Here is an 18,747-nt window from a genome sequence, read left to right as displayed (position 1 = left end):
GCCCTTCAGTTCGCAAACCCGGCAAAGCGGCGCACCGCCTGTCCGTCACTCAGCGCGTTACCGCCGGCCACAACGATTTCGTCCCCGTCGGAAAGACCGGACACGACACGCACATCCCCCGATTGGGTCGGCTCGATCTCGACCGGCACGCGCTGCACGGTTCCTTCGTCCGCGCCCGCCGGGGAAAACAGCATGACACCCAGACGACCTTCGGCATCCGCAACAATGGCGGTCGGCGGGACGACGATGCCGGTTTCATTATCCTGAACCTGTACGTTTACCGTTACCGACGAGCCGGGAAGAACCTGAATGCCTTCCGGCGGTGTCAATCCGAAGTTGATCCGGAACGTCTGACCGACGCTGGACGTTTCAGCATCGAATTCGCGAATTTGCAGCGGAAAAACTTCATCGCTGGCGGGAAATTTGGCAGTGATCGTCACGTCATCCTGACTGCCCCGGCGCTGAAACAGGATTTCGGGCACATCGACTTCGATCCGCAATTCAGACATGTCGTGGATACGTACGATGGGCGTTCCGGCGGAAACGGTGGTGAATGCCTCGACCGTGCGGCTGGAAACTAGCGCGTCGAAGGGGGCCGTGAGGGTCGCATGTTCAAGCGCGTATTCCGCGTCACGTGTGGCAATTGCCGCCAGCTGGGCGTTTGTATCCGCATCATCCAGGGCCACCTGACTGACCGTGGTCCCCCTGAGCCGGGACAGGCGTGCAACCGTGCGGTCGGCCTGATCCTTTTGCAGTCGGGCGCGGTTGAGCTGCAGCTCGAACGGTTCCTGATCGAGTCTGGCGATCAGCCCGCCTTTCGGAATAACCAGACCTTCGGTGACGGGCATCTCGATAATCTGTCCGGCCACCTGAAAGGCCAGATCGACCGTTTGGCGGGCCGCGACCCGGCCAAAGAACTGTCGCGAAAAGCCGGGTGACGTTTCGCTGACCATCAGCAGTTTCACCGGTTTCGGGGCTTGCTGTGCGGTCAGCGATGTCGCCAGCACGATCAGGCCAAGAGCCAAAGTTGACAGGATCTTCATTTCTTCAAACCTTCGGGTATGCCTGTTTTCAGGACGGTTTCGCGGATCTTCTGCGCCAATCGCGCGAATTCAGCGGTTTCTTCATCATTGAGCCCCGAGGCACGGCGAAACAGTTCCCCGGCTTCGGTCACAAGTTGTTTTCGGGCGTCTTCGCCCTGCCCGGTCAGAACCAGCAGCCACGCGCGGCGGTCTTCGGGATCGCGCTGTCGAACCAGGTACCCGGCCTTGGCCAGCGAATCCGCAGTCGCGGTTATCGTAGAGGGCAAAGATAACATGTCATGTGCCAGAACGCCCATCCGCTTGGGCTGTTCCAGCTTGATCAGCATGTGGCATTCCTGATGGCTCAGATCGGTCCGCAACAGATCGATGCTTTCCTCCAACTTCCAATACAGCGCGTAGACGCCCATCATCGATTGAATTTCAGGACTGTACTTCTGCGTTGATGGTTCGACCGTCTCGGTCATTTCGGTGCCCTCGGATAGGTTGGGCGCGGTATACTTCAAAAAATGAAATATTCAAGATGCGAAGTGAAGATTACTCAGGATCGCGCCGGATCACTCTTGGAACCGAACGTCCTTACTCGGCGCGTTTGGGAATGCGCAAACACGAGTGGGTTTCGTCGAGGGCCGGGATTCACCTTGCCGCGGAAAGCAGATCGCTGGCCTTTTCGCCGATCATGATCGCAGGTGCGTTTGTGTTTCCGCTGACAATTTCGGGCATGATGGAACAGTCAGCCACCCGCAGGCTTTCAATGCCTCTGACCTTGAGCTGCGGATCAACGACGGCGTCATCCGATACTCCCATCGCGCAAGTGCCTGTCGGATGGTAAATCGATGCCGAGTTGGACCTGACCCAATCCAGCGTTCCGTCATAATCGTCCATGGCCAGATCGGCAGATGGCCGGAACTCTTCGGAAATCTTGGACGCCAGCGGGTTTGCCTTTGCGATGGCGCGCGCAATGTTGACGCCATCGACAATGGTTCGGCAATCCGTCTCGGTCGACAGGTAGTTCGGGAAAATCTTGACATAGCTCGACGGGTCGGGGCCATTCAGACGCAGCTCTCCCCGGCTTTCGGGGCGCAGTTGGCAGACCGACATGGTAAATGCCGAGAACGGGTGAACGCCCTCGCCAGGGCTGTCGGCCGACCAGGGTTGAACATGGAACTGAATATCGGGCGTCTGAACTTCTGGTCGCGTTTTCAGAAAGCCTGTCGCCAAACTGGCGGCCATTGTCATCGGGCCGGCACGGAACAACGCGTATTTCAAGGCTATTCGCGCCTGATTGAACAGGTTCCTCACCTCGTCGTTCAAAGTGGGTTCGTTACATTTGAACACAAGCCGCGCCTGCAGGTGATCCTGCAGACCTTTCCCCACTTTGGGCAGCGCGTGTCGCGGTTCGATACCGTTTTCCCTCAGATGATCCGGATCGCCGATACCTGACAACATCAGAATCTGAGGGGAATTGATCGCGCCGCCAGACAGAATAATCTCACGCCGTACGGTCAACGTCTGTTCGACACCTGAACGGTCCCGATACACCACACCGACCGCGCGTTTTCCTTCCAGCTTGATGCGCGTTACAAGGGCGCGCGTTATGATCTTCAGATTCTGTCGGTTCCGGATCGGCTTCAGATACGCAACCGCCGAACTGCACCTGCGTCCGTTGCGCGTTGTCAGCTGAAAATAGCCGACACCTTCCTGCTGCGCGCCATTGTAGTCCGGATTGAACGGGTAGCCCGCTTCTTGCGCGGCAGCGACCCAGGCATCACAAATCGGGCGCTGGATACGCATGTTGGATACGGCAAGCGGGCCTCCGACCCCATGAAAATCGTCTTCTCCGCGCTCCTGGTCCTCGCTGCGCCTGAACAATGGCAGGACATCATCCCAGCCCCAGCCGATATTCCCCATCTGCCGCCAGCGGTCGTAGTCCTCTTTCTGACCGCGCACATAGAGAAGACCGTTCAACGAGGACGACCCCCCAAGAACCTTGCCGCGCGGCCAGTCGATTGACCGACCGTTCAGACCCGCGTCTGGCTCGGTCCGGTAGCACCAGTCCACCGACGGGTTATGCATGGTTTTGAAATAGCCGACCGGAATATGAATCCACGGATTTGTGTCTGGCCCACCGGCTTCGAGCAGCGCAACGGACGTACCGGAATCGGCGCTCAGACGGTTGGCGATGACACAGCCGGAAGAGCCAGCCCCGACAACTGCATAATCCACCTCCATAACCGTCTCCTCTTAGCGAAATTAAAAAAAGTCTATGCAAGTTGCATCAAATATACTAGCATTTTTTGATACAAAACGTCTCAATAATTTTTCATCGGGAGGAAAAAGATGGAGATTGGTCGGAAACTAAGCGGAATATCACGGAGGGATTTCTTCCGCGTGGCGGGCCGATACGGCATGAGCTCAACACTGCTGGCTGCAGGAGGGTTCGGTGGCGCGATGAGCCTGGCGAATCTGGCGCAGGCCGCTGAATCGAATTATGAAAAACGGTTCTCGAAAGAACCCAAGCACACCCTGAAATTCGGCGCTGCCGGGTTCAACACCCGCAACCTTTTGATCGAGCGCGCAGGCGCCATCGAGTTTGCACGCGACCTTGAAGAACGGACCGATGGCGAGATTCGTGTTGAGTTCATCGGCGACAACCAGATCTGCGGTCAGCTGAGCTGTGTCGAAAAAACCCAACAGGGCATTGTCGACATCTACGCGGCTTCAACGCAGAACTCGGCAGGCGGCGCACCTTATCTGAACGTGCTGGACTATGCCTATATGTTCCCCAGCCGCGCGGCGCAGTATCATTTCTTCTACAGCCCGGCCAGTCAGCGCATTCTGCGGGACCCGCTGGAAAAACGGCACGGTCTGAAGTTCCTGTTCACCCACTGTGAACTGCGCGGACTGCAAATGGGTTCGACATTCTCGGACAAGCCGACAGTCACCAAGCTTGAGGAACTGTTCGGAACCAAGAACCGTGTTACCGGGACTCAGTTGGGCCGCATTGCGATGCAGTTGCTGAACCTGAACCCAGTGCCGGTGGCATGGGAAGAGACGCTGGACGCGCTCAAGACCGGGCTGATCGACGGCGCCGAAACCTGGGCTTCGGCGGTGGCTTACGCCAACATGTCGCCAGTGGTGTCACAGTCCGTGAACCTCAAGTTCTTCTGCGGCACCGAACATACTTCGATGTCCGCAAAGGTCTTTGACAGCCTCGGCGGCGAACTGCAGGACGCGGTCATGGAATCGTCCTACTTCACCCAGGCACTGATTCAGGGCGCAAACGAAGCCGCGCTGCTGAACACCGTCGGGTTCTCGGACCCGCAATTGCCGGGGACGATCTTTGCCGAAAACGGGGTCCGCCCCGCATTCCTGCCGGACGATCAGATCAAACTGGCCGAAGAGATGTGCGCTCCGAACTTCAACCCCGATCCATGGGCACAATGGCGCGAGCGGTTGGACAAATGGGCTGGCGGCATCGACACATATCAGGAAATCTACGACATCGCGCGTGAGATTCCGGCGGACATGTTGCCGGAAAATGTCGAGCCACGCCGTTGGTGGAAAGGCGAAGCCTGATAAGACTACCGAACCGGCCCCACGCGGGCCGGTTCCACTAAACACCGACTGGGAGGACGGGGTTCATGTCATTTTGGACCGATGTTGGCGCAATATTCAGCGCCATTCTAAGCCAGGATTCGTTCGAGATTCAGTCTGCGCTGCAGTCTGACGCGACATGGGTGGTAGGGACTGTGGTCGCTGCCCTGGGCGGTCTTATCGTTATGGCGATCTATCGAAAGGTTCCCTTCATTGAACGCCAACTGGAACGGTCGGTCATGGTCTATTCCTATCTGGCCATTGCGCTGATCATTTTCTGGGGCGTGATCGACCGCTTTGTGTTCAACGATCAGGAGCCGTGGTCCACAACCATTCCGCCGCTGCTGTTCATGGTGATGGCGTGGTTCGGCGCGTCCTACAACGTTCGCCTGCGCACGCATCTGAGTTTCAGCGAATTCCGCACCTCGATGCCGCGCGGTGGGCAACTGGCCTGTCTGATCCTGGATGCGATCCTGTGGTTCATCTTTGCCGTGATCGTCATTGTAACAACATCTCGGCTGGTGGCGCTGTCGGCTTCGAACTTCCAGATCGTGCTTGGCACCGACAACGTGATGCAGTGGTGGTTCCTGCTTGCAGCGCCACTGTCGTTCTTTCTGATGGTCGGCCGCGTGTTTCAGAATCTGGCAGACGATTTACACAACTGGAAAACCGGCGAGCCCTTGATCAAGCAAGCCGTGATTGGGGCGGACTGATGGCAGACGGAACCTGGGTTACATTGATTTCACTGGGCGTGACGTTCTTGTTCATGCTGGGCGTGCCGGTTCTTCTGGTAATCGGCTATTGGGTCATAGGCTGTTCATTTGTTCTGGGTCTGACACTCGACAACATGGGGGCCGAGCTTCTGAATGTGTTCAACAAGGGCTTTGCCTTGCTGGCGATGCCGCTGTTCATTCTCACCGGCGATCTGATCAACAAATCGGGCATCGCACGACGGCTGAGCGATTTCGCATATGCCTGTCTGGGCTGGATACGCGGGGGGCTGGCGATGGCCTCGCTTGGCGCATGCGGGCTGTTCGCCGCGATTTCGGGCTCGAACTCGGCGACGACGGCAACAATCGGATCGATGCTGCACCCCGAGATGGTCAAGGGCGGGTATGACGAACGATTCAGCGCCGCCACGGCGGCGGCAGGCGGCACGGTCGGGATCATCATTCCGCCGTCGATCATTTTCATTGTCTATGGCTTCCTTATGAACCTGCCCATTTCCGAACTGTTTGTGGCCGGCATCCTGCCCGGTGCACTGATGGTTATCGGAATGCAGGTCGCATGCTGGATCATCTGCCGTATCAACGGCTGGGGCCATCTGATCCCGCTGCAACTGAACCGCGTTCTGAAAACCGCCTTTGGTGCCTGGCTGGGTTTCTTTGCAATCGGGCTGGTGCTGTGGGGCATCTACACCGGCAAATTCTCTCCGACCGAAGCGGCGGGTGTGACCGTCGGCTTCTGCGTCATCGCCGGTCTGGTGAGTTATCCGATCAACCGCATCATGGGTGCGCGCGACGACATTTCCCCGACGGACAAGAGTTATGCGGAAATGATGGTCGTCGAAGGGTTCACGATCCCGGAAATCCCATCGATCGTAATCCGTTCCGCGCAAATTACAGGGATACTTGCACCGCTGATCGCCATTTCGGTCGTCATGCAACAAATCCTGTCGCTGCTCGGCGCTCAGCAAACCATCGGGGACTTCGTGACTTCGATGGGCGGGTACCATGCGGTGCTGTTTACCTCGATGGTCATCGTCTTTTTCTCGGGCATGGTGCTGGAGAGCCTTCCGGTGACAATCATCCTCGCGCCGATTCTGGCCCCCATTGCGGCGTCGGTCGGCGTAGATCCGATCCATTTCTCGGTGATCTTCCTTGTGGGCGCATCAATCGGGTTCATTACGCCGCCATATGGCCTGAACCTTTATGTCGCGTCAGGCGTAACGGGCGTGCCCTATTTCCGGCTGCTGCGTTACACCGTGCCCTATCTGGTCGCGCTGCTGTCCGTCTGGATATTGGTGTCTCTGGTACCTGATCTGGCCTTGATCCTGCTGCCAAACAAATAGAATGTAAGGGGATGGTCGACACGGACACTTCGGAACGAGAAACTCAGATACCGACAAATCTGCGATTGCTTCTCATCCTGGAAGAAGTCGCAAAACGCGGCGTTGCTGTTAAACCGGCCGACCTGATCGACACCCTGGGGCTTGCGAAACCAACGGTTCACAGGCTGCTGCAAACAGCCGAAGCGGAGGGGTTCCTGCAACGCGATCTGGACGGACGCTCGTTCGGGCCCGGTCCACGTCTGCGCAGGCTGTCCGTCAACACAATGTCTGCTGAACACCTGCGCACCGCGCGTCTAGCAATCCTGCGCGGGGTTGCGGACGAAATTGGAGAGACCTGCAACCTTGCGATCCCGGATCGCGAGGGGATGATCTATCTGGATCGGGTCGAAACCAAATGGCCGCTGCGCATTCAGTTGCCGATCGGCACCCAGGTTCCGTTCCATTGTACCGCCAGCGGAAAGATGTATCTGTCCACCCTGCGCAAGGCCACGCTGGACGGTTTTCTTTCAGCGCGGAAACTTCTTCCGCAAACCGAGCGGACATTGACGGACCCCGAGACCCTGCGCACCGAGATCGGGCACATTGCGGAAAACGGGTATTCCACCGACAACGAGGAATTCATGCCGGGAATGGCCGCCGTCGCCGTGCCTGTTACCGACGATCAGGACAGGCTGGCCGCGACACTGTCCGTTCACGCACCCACCCAACGCCACGATCTTGAAAGCTTGAAGAAATTCCTGAACACCTTGCAGGATGGGGCGGACAAGCTCAGAAGGCTGCTCTTGTCCTGACCAGTCCGCCGCGGGGCAATGGACTAATCATTTCAAACCGCTACACTCTCTGTCCATGTTGCGTTTTAGGTTCGTTGTTTCATTTGTCATTGCATTTTCCGTTGTGTGGTCCGGGCCACTGATTTCACAGTCATATGCAACCGACCGACCGCAAGATGCACTGACCGTACAACTGGCAAATCAGGGACGTTATGCCGAGGCCGAAGCGCTTTTGCGCAGAACTCTGGCGCAGGACCGTGCGAACCTTGGGCCAACCCATCCGAATACGGTCGACACAACCGAAAACCTGGCCGTTGTGCTGGATATTCTAGGGCAACCCGATGAAGCGGAACCGTTGCATCGCTTGGTTCTTCAGACGCGCCGCAAGCATCTTGGCCCAAACTCACCCGCCACACTTCGGGCCATGAGCAATCTGGGAACCACCCTTCGGGATCTCAACAGGTTTCAAGAAGCGGTCGAAATACTCGACGCGTCAATCGCAGGGTCAAACATTACCCACGGCGAGACGGCGCCCGAGACATTGGCCCGCATGAACATGCTGAGCCATACCCTGTTGCGCGCCAATCAGCCAGAGCGGGCCGAGCAGGTTCTGAGACGCGCGGTGGAACTAGGCGGCCAAACGCTTGGTGAAGACAATGCCGAGGTCCTGTCCTGGTCCGTCAATCTGGCTCTGGCACTGGACACAATGGCGCGTTTTGAAGATGTAAACGCCTTGAACCCGAGAATTATCGCTGGCCTCAGTCGCCGGCAGGGTCCGACTTCACCCAGAGTTCTGACGGCCAAGAACAATTTTGGTTTCAGCCTGATGAGTCAGGGCCGGATGCTTGAGGCTGTTCCGTTGTTTACCGAGGTTCTGAATGCGTATGAGCAAACCCTGGGGCCTCAGCCTGTCCATCGCCACCTCGGACGGGCGTATGACACATATCCGACGGCAAGAGGCGCTGGCCAGAGCCTATGGGGTCACCGCGCAATCCATCAGCGCAGGCGAGGCCAAGGAACGCTGGCCGCTGATGAATGCCGAAGATGTCATCGGCGCTGTCTGGTCTCCGGACGACGGCCGAGTCAGCCCTTCGGACGTGTGCGCCGCACTGATCAAGGCTGCGAAAGGTTTGGGCGCAAGGATTTTCGAGGATACCGGGGTCACTGGCATCCTGACTGAAAATGGCCGCATCAAGGGCGTTGAAACAACGGCCGGCACGATCACATGCGATGCCATTGCCTTGTGCACCGGGCTTTGGTCACGCCAAGTGGGCGCCATGGCCGGCGCCGCCGTGCCTGCGCTTGCCTGCGAACATTTCTACCTGCTGACCAAGCCAATCGACGGAATTGTCGGAAATACTCCAACGCTCAGCGACCACGACAGCCATCTGTACATCCGCGACGATTCAGGCGGCTTGCTGGTGGGTTGTTTTGAACCCATGGGCAAACCGGTGAAACCCGGCATTCTGGATGAAAACTTTGAATTCAGCCTACTGCCCGAGGACTGGGACCATTTCGAGCCGATGATGATGAACGCGCTGCACCGGTTACCGGCGCTTGAGACGGCCGAGGTCAAAATGCTGCTCAACGGGCCCGAGAGCTTTACCCCGGACGGCATGTTCATGCTGGGCGAGACGGCGGAGACACGCGGGCTCTATCTGGGCTGTGGCCTGAATTCGGTCGGGATTGCTTCGGGTGGCGGCGCCGGGATGAACCTGGCCCATTGCATCGTTCATGGACACACGGCGTATGATTTAGGCGAAGCGGATGCCAAACGTTTTGCGCCTGTGTTCAACTCGCTGGATCATCTGATGGCCCGGGCGCCGGAAATTCTGGGAACCCACTACGAAATCGCATATCCCGACCGTCAGCTCACAACCGCGCGGAACCTGCGTGCCCTGCCACTGGAGGCGGAATACAAGGCTGCGGGCGCGCATTTTGGCCAGTTTTATGGCTGGGAGCGCCCGCTCTACTTCGGAAAAACCGCCGAGCCCGCAATGAGTTTCGGCAAACCCGACTGGTTCGAAAACGTGGCGAATGAAGTCAAAGCCGCGCACGAGCAAGCGGCTGTCTTCGATGCGTCATCCTTCGGCAAGATCGAGGTTGAAGGCCCGGATGCCGAGGCGTTCCTGCAACATACATGCGCGTCCAACATGGCCAAGCCGCCGGGCAGTGCCGTCTATGCTGCGGTACTGAATGAACGCGGCACCTATGAAAGCGATATTACCGCCCATCGGATTGCCGATAACCACTATCGCCTGTTCGTCGGCACCAATGCGATCAAACGGGACCTCGCCTGGTTCTGCCGCCACTCGGAAGGGTTTGATGTGACCCTGAACGACAGCACCGAGGACTACGCCGTTCTGGGCCTGATGGGTCCTGACGCCGCACGGATCATCACCGAGGCCGGTGCGCCCGAACTGACCAGACTGGGCTATTTCAAGGTCGGTCCCGCGCACATCGCCGGATGCCATGTTCGGGCCGTGCGCATGTCATATGTCGGGGAACCGGGCTGGGAAATCACCATGCGCGCCGAAAACGCCCCCTCAGTTTATGCAGTGCTGACGGCAGCGGGCGCAAAACCGGCGGGCCTGTACGCCCAGACCGCCATGCGGATCGAAAAAGGATTTGCCGCCATGGGTCATGAACTGGACAGCGACACGTCCCCTGTCGAGGCCGGGCTGGACAGTCTGGTGCCGAAGAAGAAGCCCTTTATCGGCTCCGAAGCGCTGGCGCAGCGGCGCGAAACGAGTTCACGCCATCTGGTCACGGTGATCATAGACGACGAGGCGGCGGTGCCACTGGGACATGAGCCCATCTACACCGGAGACAAGATTGTGGGTCATACGACGTCCGCCGCTTTTGGCTATCGTATCGGCAAGCCGGTTGCACTCGCCCATGTCAAACTGAAAGACGCTGATGGCGTCAGGGTCCAGCTTGACATAGCCGGCAGCCGGTTTGCGGCGAAACTTCAATATGCGTGTGCGTTTGATCCGGAAGGCGCACGGATGCGCAGCTAAGACGCCACCGCGCCGTGGTGAAAAAATCCGGCGCGGTGGAACCGAAACATGTAAAACGTCGCCAAGTTCCGAATTCACTGGTATCCGGGTATGCAAGCCGGTCGCAGAAAGGGTGACGTCCGAAAATGCCAGTCGAAATCATCGAAAACACATGGATACCACTACCGGAAGGGCGAAAACTTGCCGCAAGGATCTGGTTGCCGGAAACAGGGCCTTCCCCTGCGATTCTGGAGTACCTTCCATACCGAAAGCGTGATGGGACTGCGCCGCGGGATGAAACTACCCATCCTGTGTTTGCCAAGGCCGGGTATGCCTGCATCCGGGTGGACATCGCCGGAACCGGCGACAGTGACGGCCAGTTCGATGATGAATATTCCGAGCAGGAACTCAGCGATGGCGAAGCCGTTCTGAACTGGATCGCAGCACAGGACTGGTGCGACGGAAACGTCGGCATGATCGGAATTTCCTGGGGCGGGTTCAACGGATTGCAACTGGCTTTCCGCCGTCCTGCCGCGTTGAAAGCGGTCGTCAGTGTCGCCTCGACAGTCGATCGTTACGCCGACGACATTCACTTCATGGGCGGGTGCCTGCTCAGCGACAACGTCAACTGGGGGTGCCAGATGTTTGCCTACCTGACGCGCCCGGCTGATCCCTCTTTGCGACCTGATTGGCGCGAGGACTGGCTGAAACGGCTTGAAAACGTGCCATTTTCAGCCGCCGACTGGCTGCGCCATCCCACCCGAGATGGGTTTTGGAAACATGGCTCGGTCTGTGAAGACTGGTCAGCCATTCGGGCCCCCGTTCTGGCAATCACCGGCTGGGCGGACGCCTATGTCAACGCACCACCCACGCTGGCCGCCAATCTTGAAGTACCCGCAAAGGCTATAATCGGGCCCTGGGAACACCGCTATCCGCATATTGCCAAACTGGATGCCGGGGACTTCCACTCGGAAGTCATCAGGTGGTTCGATCGATGGCTGAAAGGGCAACAGAACGGGGCCGAGAACCTGCCCGCCTATCGGACGTATATGCAGCAACACTTCAATCCGACCAAGGAAAACAAGCCAAGACAGGGCCACTGGATCGCCGAAAGCCAATGGCCCTCACCCAATGTAGGTACCCAGCACTGGCACCTGCGACCGGGTGGATTTGCGGACGCTCCTTTCGCCGAAAAAGCGATGGTGGCCAGCCCCTCGCATATCGGACAGGCAAGCGGGTATTTCTGTCCTGGCATGCGGATAGATAACGAGTTGTCCGAGGATCAATCTCAGGATGATGCACTGTCACTTTGCTTCGACAGCACAGCAATGCAAAAACCGCTGGACCTGTTGGGGCGCGCCCGGCTGAAACTGTCCTTCACCGCGGACAAGCCGGTGGCGCAACTGGTCGCGCGTTTGTGTGACGTTGCCCCCGACGGAACGTCGCAGCGGATTACCTACCGCGCGCTGAACCTGACGCATTGCAACAGCCATGAGACACCAGAAGTATTGGTGCCCGGAAAGGTCTATGAAGCGGAAATCGTATTGAACGAATGCGCCCACCGCCTGCTACCGGGACACATCCTGCGTCTGGCGCTGTCCACCTCATATTGGCCAATAGTCTGGCCTGCACCCGACGCTGCACAAGTGACGCTGCTGCTGGAACACTCAGCCCTGCTGTTGCCCGTGCGGGACGTACACGAGGAAATCGCACCATCAAATCCCGGGTCGGTTCAGGATTATCCGACACTTCAGGCCAGTCAACTGCGGCCACCTTCTGGACGTTCGGAGCGCTCAGTGGAAGACGACGGAACCGTGGTCCTTACGACATTTGACGATTACGGCAAGGCCACCGATCCTTATCATGGTATGACAGTTGGCAGCCATGTGGCCATGCGTTACGCGATCCACCCGGACGATCCGACAACGGCACAGTACAAAGCCAACTGGTCATTTACGTTCGCACGAGGCGATTGGCAGGTTGAGATACATACGGAAGGCCAAATGACCTGTGATGAGCAGAATTTTTACCTGGAAAGAAAATTGCGCGCGACCGAAGGCTCCGAAAAATCCGAAGTCCTGACAAAGGAATGGCGCGAGACAATCCCGCGTGGACTTCTTTGACAATACTGGTCACGGCAAGGCGACGGCCGCGGAACCTCGCCGGTCCTTCTGCAGGGTCTGCTTCAAAAGACTGCACCCTATGGCAACAACAAGACCGGTTCTGACACCGTTTGCATGCAGAAAGTACCGGACACGTGACGCGCCACGTGTCCGGCATACAAATCTCAGGTTTTCAGGATCAAGCCCTGACCTGTCGGCAGAGACAAAATGTGAAAGTTCATCTCCCGGCTCAGCTCATCCATCGCCTGTTTCTGCAGTTCGAACCCTTTCTGAGCATAGTCATCCAGAAGCACAATTCCACCGGGCACGATTCTGTCCCAAACGAACCGCAAGGCGTCTATTTCCGGTGCAGGGTTATTCAGGTCGATATGAACAAATGCCAGTTGTTCGCTCGTCAACTGATCCAGCGTGTCAGGAATAAAGCCAACCACAATCTTGGTGTTTTTGAATTCCGCAAAATTCGCGCGAACTTCATCGGCACTGATCGCATAGAAGCCATTAGACAACGCGGCGGTGTTGTATTCGGACAGGTGCTCTTTGCCTTCTTCCGCGCCTTCAATATGTTCGGGCTTCATCCCGGCAAATGAGTCGAAGAGGAAGATGGTTTTGTTCTGGTTGTTCCAATCCAGATCAAGCATGGCGCCGGATGCCAACATGCCGTAATTCACTCCGAACTCGGCAAAATCGCCCGGAAGCGCCATGGCGGTTCGCATGCACCACAGACCGACATGGAACCGCCAGTACCAGTGATGGTCGATGCCACGGGCGGCTTTCGAACCCCGTTCATACGCTTTTTTGAAGGCGGGATCCTGCATGAAATCAGAGCTGTGAATGGTGCTGAGCCCGTCAAAATCATACACACCCTTTAGTTCGGATGGACGACGTTTTTCCTGATAGCCATAGTTGACGAAATGGGTCCAGGGATCCTGACCGCTTGCGCCAATTTCCGGGTAGGCTTTCACGTAATACTCGGGGTCGAACCAATCAGGATGGGCTGGCGTTGCCGATGGTTTAAGTCCTTCCTGATAACCGTGCTTCAGGTAATGAGACCACGCGTCCATTCCCGTCTCACGGACGGCCGGATTAGTACTCAGGTAGAACTCGGGATCAAACCAGTCAGGATGGGCTGACGTCGCCGACGGCTTGAGCCCTTCCTGATAACCGTGCTTCAGGTAATGAGCCCATGCGTCCATTCCTGTCTCGCGGACGGCCGGATTGGTACTCAGGTAGAACTCAGGATCAAACCAGTCAGGATGGGTTGGCGCAGCTGACGGCTTAAGTCCTTCCTGATAACCGTGCTTCAAGTAATGAGACCATGGATCTATGCCTTTCTCGCGAATCTGAGGGTTGCTGTTCAGGTAGTATTCGGGGTCGAACCAGTCAGGATGCGTCAAGGTGCCGTTCACTTATCGTTTCTCGTATGAGTGGGTGGATATTTCAGATAGGATGTTATTCCTACAAACTTCTCCGGTTTTTTCCATAGGCGGAGTTCGGGACCATCTCCAAAACGGCATAACAACTGCTACTTTGTGATCCGGCCGCTTCGTTAAGCGATCTGTTCCGCCTTGTCGGCGAGAATGCTGGCCTTTCCGCCGTAAACTTCAAAGATTGTTGCCATGACAATCTGGTGACCAAAGACCCGCATCAGTTCAACGCCTTGAGTGTTTCATGCAGGTGCCAGCCCGGTATTTCCCAGTCGACAAACTCAAAGATGAGATAGTCAGGCTGAAACGCTTCGACTGCGTTTCTATCGTAGGCGCCGTGCGCATGATGCGACCACCGTACTTCACTGAAAACTGCACCCAGGAAAGGTCGAAAGAACCCAAACGTGAAGCTGTCCCCGATAATCTGCAGTTTGGGTTTGCCCGAGCTACCGTCATCGAATTTGACAATGTACGAATTCATCGAAACATGGTCTTCGAAGTCCTCAACGCTTTGTTCTTCGACGGCCCGCAACATGGTCATGTCCAATTCGGGAATTGCCTCACTATCAGCGGCTTCGCTGAGCCCCATAAACTGGTCGAGAACACCGAAATACGTGCCTTCATTGTAGCCGATCAACAGAGCCTGCGGGGGTGGAAGATTTTCGGCCAGGCCCAGTCGGCTCATCGCGTCATAGAAGACGACATAGGCACCGAAACTGTTCCAGTGGGTATCCCGTTTGTAATAAAGAGGCGTTTCGTCAAGATCATAGTCCTGATAAACGACATAGGGATCCGTCAGGGGTATGTTCTGGTCTGCCAAATTCTTGATGATGGCCCGTTGTTCAGATTTCTCGAACTCGTCTGTTTGCGCCCAGGACGGCATATACTTGTTGTAGACAGCGTGCTTGGTCGGAACCGGAATAGCCAGAAATTCGGCCCCAACCTTGTCTGCCAGGTCCTGCGCCTCGAGCACATAGTTTGTGATACTGGTGACGCGCCAAGGCAAGAATTCCAACCCGCTTGTTCGTTCAATGACCGACGGCGCGTTGTAGTACATCCAGCCTTCCCGCCCCACGATGACCTTCGCGTTGCCCTGGCGGTTCACTTTTTTATCCAAGGACTTCTTGGCCAAAATCATCTGATTGCGAAGGCCGATATTGTCGGAGACAAAGTCATCGACCCCTGCAAAAAAGTCGTCCAGTCCGGACAGTGAATCCGGGAACGCAGGAAACTCAGTTTGTGCGCGGTTTTCAAGATTGAGATCACTGCTGAAAAACCCGGCCAGGACGGGTATGAGCAGGCATATGAGCAGTATTTTGTCCATGTCAGAACCGGAAATACAGGAATGGGCTATACGTGCTGTTGGCCACGAACATCAAACATACCAACAGCAGGAAAGTGAACCACATATTAGAGAGCCAGCCAATTCTGTTGGGGCGTTTCCAGATGCGGTCGCGAACCGGCCGTGGAACCAAGCCGAAGAAAAGACCAATCGCGAAGATCGCCATGACTTCATTGCTGACCGTCAGAAAGAACTCGGGGGATATCACGCCATCCCCCGAGGCGCCGAACATGTGGCCAAGGTAGTCAACCGCGTCACCCAACGTCTCGGCCCGGAAGAACACCCACCCGATCAGCACGACCAACAACGTGTAGACTCGTGCAAAAACAATCTGACGGGGTTTGCCAAAGAACCGCTCAAGCGTCAGAAAACTACCGTGCCACAGGCCCCAGATGACAAAGTTCCACGCGGCACCATGCCAGATACCGGTCGCAAGAAAGACAATCAGCAGATTGATGACCGTACGGACCTGACCGTGACGGTTTCCGCCCAGTGGAATGTACAGATAGTCGCGAAACCAGCTGGACAATGACATATGCCAACGCCGCCAGAACTCGGTCATGGACTTGGACACATATGGGTCGCGGAAGTTGGTTGGAAATTTGAACCCGAAAAACAGACCCAGTCCGATCGCCATGTTCGAATATCCGGCAAAATCGAAGAAGATCTGAAGGGCATAGGCCACAGCGCCCAGCCACGCTTCCCCCATGTCCAACGCTGGCCCGAGTGAAAAAGCGTGGTCTGCAATTGGTGCGACCTTATCTGCGATGATGACCTTTGACGCCAGGCCCAGGACGAAGAGCTTGGCCCCAACCGAGCGCCTGCTGCCGGTATCAAGCCGCTTTCCCATCTGCGTTACAACGGACCCAAAGCGCACAATTGGGCCGGCAATCAGCTGCGGGAAAAGAATGATATACAGCGCAGTGCGCAACAACGTCGGGGACTGGTATTTTTCTTCGTCGCTATGACGATACACGTCGACCAGTTGCGAGATTGCCTGGAACGTAAAGAACGATATACCCAGCGGAAGGGCAATGGTCAGTTCGGGCAGGAATCCGACCCCGACCGAGCGCAAGTTTTCGGCTACAAAGCCGTAGTATTTGAAGAACCCGAGCAGCGATAGCAGGGCCGCGATACACAGCGAAACTACCAGCCGCTTATGCGTTGTTCCCTTGATCTGATAGACCGTGCCAGCATGCGTGATCGCAATGGCCGTAAAGATGAGCGGAAGGTACTTCAGCTCTCCCCAGCTATAAAAGATCACGGAACCGCACAGCAGAAGGATATTCCGCGTGTGGGCCGTTCTGGTCAGATAGCATCCTGCCAATATCAGCGGTAGGAACGCATACAAAAAGGTCGGGCTGCTGAATAACATCCGTCAGGCTGCTCACTTCTGGAATTGCGACAAGTCGCGATGCTTGTTCTTTTTCTGGCGTTTGATACCAAGCGCTGCACCGACCGATTTGAGCGCCGGCCTGCAAAACCTTTCGAACTGCCGCAATGTGCTGGGTGTTCGGCTGCGGTGAGTTTCACCATTGACGTAGGAAATCAGGTGCCCGTGCGGTGCGACGTGCTCCATCGGGAAATAGGAATACAGGCTGTCCATCTTGTATTCCATCAACGTCGTGCTCTGGGCGGCCACATAGTCCGGCCAGACGGTCGCCGACATGTAACCCCGGGCCTGTGCGACATAGGTCATGGCCCGTTCCTGGCCGTGCGCCAACCCGCCATCCACATGATTGGGTTCCTGATTGTATTGCGAATACTGGTACTGATCGTCAAACATCGGCCGCAGGGCGTCCGGACGGAACCAATACACAGTGCCGTATGCGGCCAAAGGCGAATAGGGTTCTTCCGGGACCGAGCAGTTCAGGTCCTCCAGGATTTCAGCAAAGATCGGCCGGTTGTCGTACCAGGCGTGCCCCATCGACCGGTAACCGGTATGAATCATGGGCGCAAATGCCATGCCCACATGAGGGTGGGTGGCAAAGAAATCCAACAGATGAGACACGTATTCCCTGTTCGCCAAGACCGAGTCAAAAATGAAGTTTTTGAAGTATTTCCCGGTCGTTGGATGCACCTGAGGTGACTTTTTGGAATGCAGGCGGCAAACCAGGTCATAGTCCTTTTCCATCACCACGTCTTTGAGGTCGATATACAGCGAGGACATATCCCGCCCGCGATTTTCGCCCACGACACGCACATCTGCCTCAATTCCAGCGGCTGCGCATTTTTCTTCCAGGATCGCTTTCTTCTCGTCCGACGCGGTGGTGATATAGAAAGCAAACGGGTGTGGAATATTGCTGACCCGGTCAAAAATCTCTTCAAACGCTTCGGTGTAGTAGAGATGCGCACAGGCCGCGATTTTGAGCGAAGGATCCCATTTTGGCGTTCCTTCGTATGATTTGCTGTCAAACGTAAATTGATAGGCCAGATTGGTGTGTAGCGACCGCAATGAAGTCGTCTTCAACAGAACCTGCCACATCAGGTTCGTCGGATAGTCGCTGTTTTCTTCCAGATAAGGAATGATCCGGTCCAGGTTGATCTGATATGCATCCTGAAGCGCCGGCGAGCTGTAGAACGGGTGCAGCAGGATAAAGGGGCACCGCGCGTCCTCCAGCGTTTCTTTTATTTCCAGCAGAAGCGGATGGTCCGTCTCATAGTCTTCAGGTTTGATAAACGCACCGCCTTGGAAGCCGTGCTTGATCAGATAGGCCGCCAGATCCGGCGTGGTACCCGGTTTGTTGCCAGGCGAACCTTTCCTTGGCGTGTGTTTTTGCAGGAACTTATGAAACGGCTCCGATTGCAGCACGTTCTGCCCCAAAGTCAGAAAGATGCTAACGAGTTGCCGATCGTTTTCTGACAACGCTTCGTCTTTTCTGCTGGCGATTGACCAGAAGTCCAGATCGCTTTGCGCCGCCATGCTGGCCCGCATGGCTTCATAGGGGTAGACGGGTCCGATCAGGTCACAATCCATAAGGGTCAATTCATCCAGCGCCTGGATCTGATCCAAACCCAATTGGCTGATGCAGCCCAGATACCCCCGGATGTGGTCCCGCGGTTGTTTCTCCAGAACGAAGACCTCGTCGCTGCATGCATTCAGCTCGGCCAGGCCATCGGAATCAGGCGTTCCGTTGGTTACAACCCAGATACGATCGAAATCCGGTCGCAGAGACGCAAGGCAATGCGTGGCGTACCCAAGGACTTCACCCTTTTGAAGCTCCAGATTGTAGATTAACCCGCGCATCACCCCTGCTCCTTTTTTGCCCATGTGCTGAATTGGTTGAGGCCGTCCCTGACGGAAACCTGTGGGGACCAGTTCAGCAGGCGGCGTGCCTTCGAGATATCGGCCAGAGCATAGCGAATGTCGCCGGCGCGGAA

At 56.6% G+C, this 18,747-nt stretch carries 13 protein-coding genes and 1 pseudogene; 7 read left to right on the top strand and 7 right to left on the bottom strand.

All coding sequences use genetic code 11. The features are described 5' to 3' along the window. Nucleotides 1-5 precede the first annotated feature (5 nt). From AC2FIR_RS13695 to AC2FIR_RS13685, 3 genes are all read right to left on the bottom strand, one after another. Nucleotides 6-1,043 carry an efflux RND transporter periplasmic adaptor subunit gene (locus AC2FIR_RS13695; RefSeq protein ID WP_496746202.1) on the bottom strand — a complete coding sequence of 346 codons (1,038 nt, stop codon included), beginning with the start codon at nt 1,041-1,043 and terminating at the stop codon, nt 6-8. Next, complete coding sequence (locus AC2FIR_RS13690; protein ID WP_480441606.1) at nt 1,040-1,507, bottom strand: MarR family winged helix-turn-helix transcriptional regulator; 468 nt, start codon at nt 1,505-1,507, stop codon at nt 1,040-1,042. Before AC2FIR_RS13690 ends, AC2FIR_RS13695 begins: the two co-directional genes overlap by 4 nt. Nucleotides 1,508-1,676: 169 nt before the next feature. Further along, nucleotides 1,677-3,272, bottom strand: coding sequence for a GMC family oxidoreductase (locus AC2FIR_RS13685; RefSeq protein WP_496746200.1), 1,596 nt, complete (start codon nt 3,270-3,272; stop codon nt 1,677-1,679). Nucleotides 3,273-3,380: 108 nt separating this feature from the next. Between AC2FIR_RS13685 and AC2FIR_RS13680 the strand changes: the two genes are divergently transcribed. The 7 genes and pseudogenes from AC2FIR_RS13680 to AC2FIR_RS13650 all read left to right on the top strand — a co-directional run bounded on the left by AC2FIR_RS13680 (nt 3,381) and on the right by AC2FIR_RS13650 (nt 12,600). Next, complete coding sequence (locus AC2FIR_RS13680; RefSeq protein WP_170611426.1) at nt 3,381-4,619, top strand: TRAP transporter substrate-binding protein; 1,239 nt, start codon at nt 3,381-3,383, stop codon at nt 4,617-4,619. Between the two features lie 65 nt (nt 4,620-4,684). Continuing rightward, on the top strand, nt 4,685-5,350 hold the full coding sequence (locus tag AC2FIR_RS13675) for a TRAP transporter small permease (RefSeq protein ID WP_170681178.1): 666 nt from the start codon (nt 4,685-4,687) through the stop codon (nt 5,348-5,350). Next, nucleotides 5,350-6,708 carry a TRAP transporter large permease gene (locus AC2FIR_RS13670; protein WP_170611430.1) on the top strand — a complete coding sequence of 453 codons (1,359 nt, stop codon included), beginning with the start codon at nt 5,350-5,352 and terminating at the stop codon, nt 6,706-6,708. The genes AC2FIR_RS13675 and AC2FIR_RS13670 overlap by 1 nt, the downstream gene beginning before the upstream one ends. 11 nt (nt 6,709-6,719) lie before the next feature. Then, nucleotides 6,720-7,499 carry an IclR family transcriptional regulator gene (locus tag AC2FIR_RS13665; RefSeq protein WP_170807516.1) on the top strand — a complete coding sequence of 260 codons (780 nt, stop codon included), beginning with the start codon at nt 6,720-6,722 and terminating at the stop codon, nt 7,497-7,499. Then, a pseudogene (locus AC2FIR_RS13660) lies at nt 7,462-8,331 on the top strand (tetratricopeptide repeat protein); the annotation flags it as partial. The gene AC2FIR_RS13665 and the pseudogene AC2FIR_RS13660, both read left to right, overlap by 38 nt. Before the next feature lie 25 nt (nt 8,332-8,356). Continuing rightward, entirely contained in the window at nt 8,357-10,498 is a 2,142-nt protein-coding gene (locus AC2FIR_RS13655; RefSeq protein ID WP_496762526.1) for a GcvT family protein, read from the top strand. Nucleotides 10,499-10,623: 125 nt separating this feature from the next. Then, nucleotides 10,624-12,600: a CocE/NonD family hydrolase gene (locus AC2FIR_RS13650; protein ID WP_496746186.1), complete on the top strand. Its 1,977-nt coding sequence runs from the start codon at nt 10,624-10,626 to the stop codon at nt 12,598-12,600. Between the two features lie 164 nt (nt 12,601-12,764). Here AC2FIR_RS13650 and AC2FIR_RS13645 read toward each other — a convergent pair whose 3' ends face one another. The 4 genes from AC2FIR_RS13645 to AC2FIR_RS13630 all read right to left on the bottom strand — a co-directional run bounded on the left by AC2FIR_RS13645 (nt 12,765) and on the right by AC2FIR_RS13630 (nt 18,613). Beyond that, entirely contained in the window at nt 12,765-14,006 is a 1,242-nt protein-coding gene (locus AC2FIR_RS13645) for a TylF/MycF/NovP-related O-methyltransferase (RefSeq protein ID WP_170611457.1), read from the bottom strand. A gap of 238 nt (nt 14,007-14,244) precedes the next feature. Beyond that, complete coding sequence (locus AC2FIR_RS13640) at nt 14,245-15,348, bottom strand: alginate O-acetyltransferase AlgX-related protein (RefSeq protein ID WP_480912850.1); 1,104 nt, start codon at nt 15,346-15,348, stop codon at nt 14,245-14,247. A gap of 1 nt (nt 15,349) precedes the next feature. Beyond that, nucleotides 15,350-16,741: an MBOAT family O-acyltransferase gene (locus AC2FIR_RS13635; protein WP_496746184.1), complete on the bottom strand. Its 1,392-nt coding sequence runs from the start codon at nt 16,739-16,741 to the stop codon at nt 15,350-15,352. Nucleotides 16,742-16,753: 12 nt separating this feature from the next. Then, nucleotides 16,754-18,613, bottom strand: coding sequence for a rhamnan synthesis F family protein (locus AC2FIR_RS13630; RefSeq protein ID WP_496746182.1), 1,860 nt, complete (start codon nt 18,611-18,613; stop codon nt 16,754-16,756). Between the last annotated feature and the right edge of the window lie 134 nt (nt 18,614-18,747).

This window comes from Ruegeria sp. CDSB136 (assembly GCF_059610965.1).
Note: the sequence above shows the minus strand (reverse complement) of the source record. Positions and strands in the feature narration are given on the sequence as shown.

What these genes read in the sequence shown, in the direction of transcription:
- AC2FIR_RS13635 (WP_496746184.1), bottom strand. Translation starts at nt 16,741, where the DNA reads ATGTTATTCAGCAGCCCGACCTTTTTGTATGCGTTCCTACCGCTGATA.
- AC2FIR_RS13630 (WP_496746182.1), bottom strand. Translation starts at nt 18,613, where the DNA reads ATGCGCGGGTTAATCTACAATCTGGAGCTTCAAAAGGGTGAAGTCCTT.
- AC2FIR_RS13650 (WP_496746186.1), top strand. Translation starts at nt 10,624, where the DNA reads ATGCCAGTCGAAATCATCGAAAACACATGGATACCACTACCGGAAGGG.
- AC2FIR_RS13685 (WP_496746200.1), bottom strand. Translation starts at nt 3,272, where the DNA reads ATGGAGGTGGATTATGCAGTTGTCGGGGCTGGCTCTTCCGGCTGTGTC.
- AC2FIR_RS13655 (WP_496762526.1), top strand. Translation starts at nt 8,357, where the DNA reads ATGCGTATGAGCAAACCCTGGGGCCTCAGCCTGTCCATCGCCACCTCG.
- AC2FIR_RS13665 (WP_170807516.1), top strand. Translation starts at nt 6,720, where the DNA reads ATGGTCGACACGGACACTTCGGAACGAGAAACTCAGATACCGACAAAT.
- AC2FIR_RS13695 (WP_496746202.1), bottom strand. Translation starts at nt 1,043, where the DNA reads ATGAAGATCCTGTCAACTTTGGCTCTTGGCCTGATCGTGCTGGCGACA.
- AC2FIR_RS13670 (WP_170611430.1), top strand. Translation starts at nt 5,350, where the DNA reads ATGGCAGACGGAACCTGGGTTACATTGATTTCACTGGGCGTGACGTTC.
- AC2FIR_RS13640 (WP_480912850.1), bottom strand. Translation starts at nt 15,348, where the DNA reads ATGGACAAAATACTGCTCATATGCCTGCTCATACCCGTCCTGGCCGGG.
- AC2FIR_RS13690 (WP_480441606.1), bottom strand. Translation starts at nt 1,507, where the DNA reads ATGACCGAGACGGTCGAACCATCAACGCAGAAGTACAGTCCTGAAATT.
- AC2FIR_RS13680 (WP_170611426.1), top strand. Translation starts at nt 3,381, where the DNA reads ATGGAGATTGGTCGGAAACTAAGCGGAATATCACGGAGGGATTTCTTC.
- AC2FIR_RS13675 (WP_170681178.1), top strand. Translation starts at nt 4,685, where the DNA reads ATGTCATTTTGGACCGATGTTGGCGCAATATTCAGCGCCATTCTAAGC.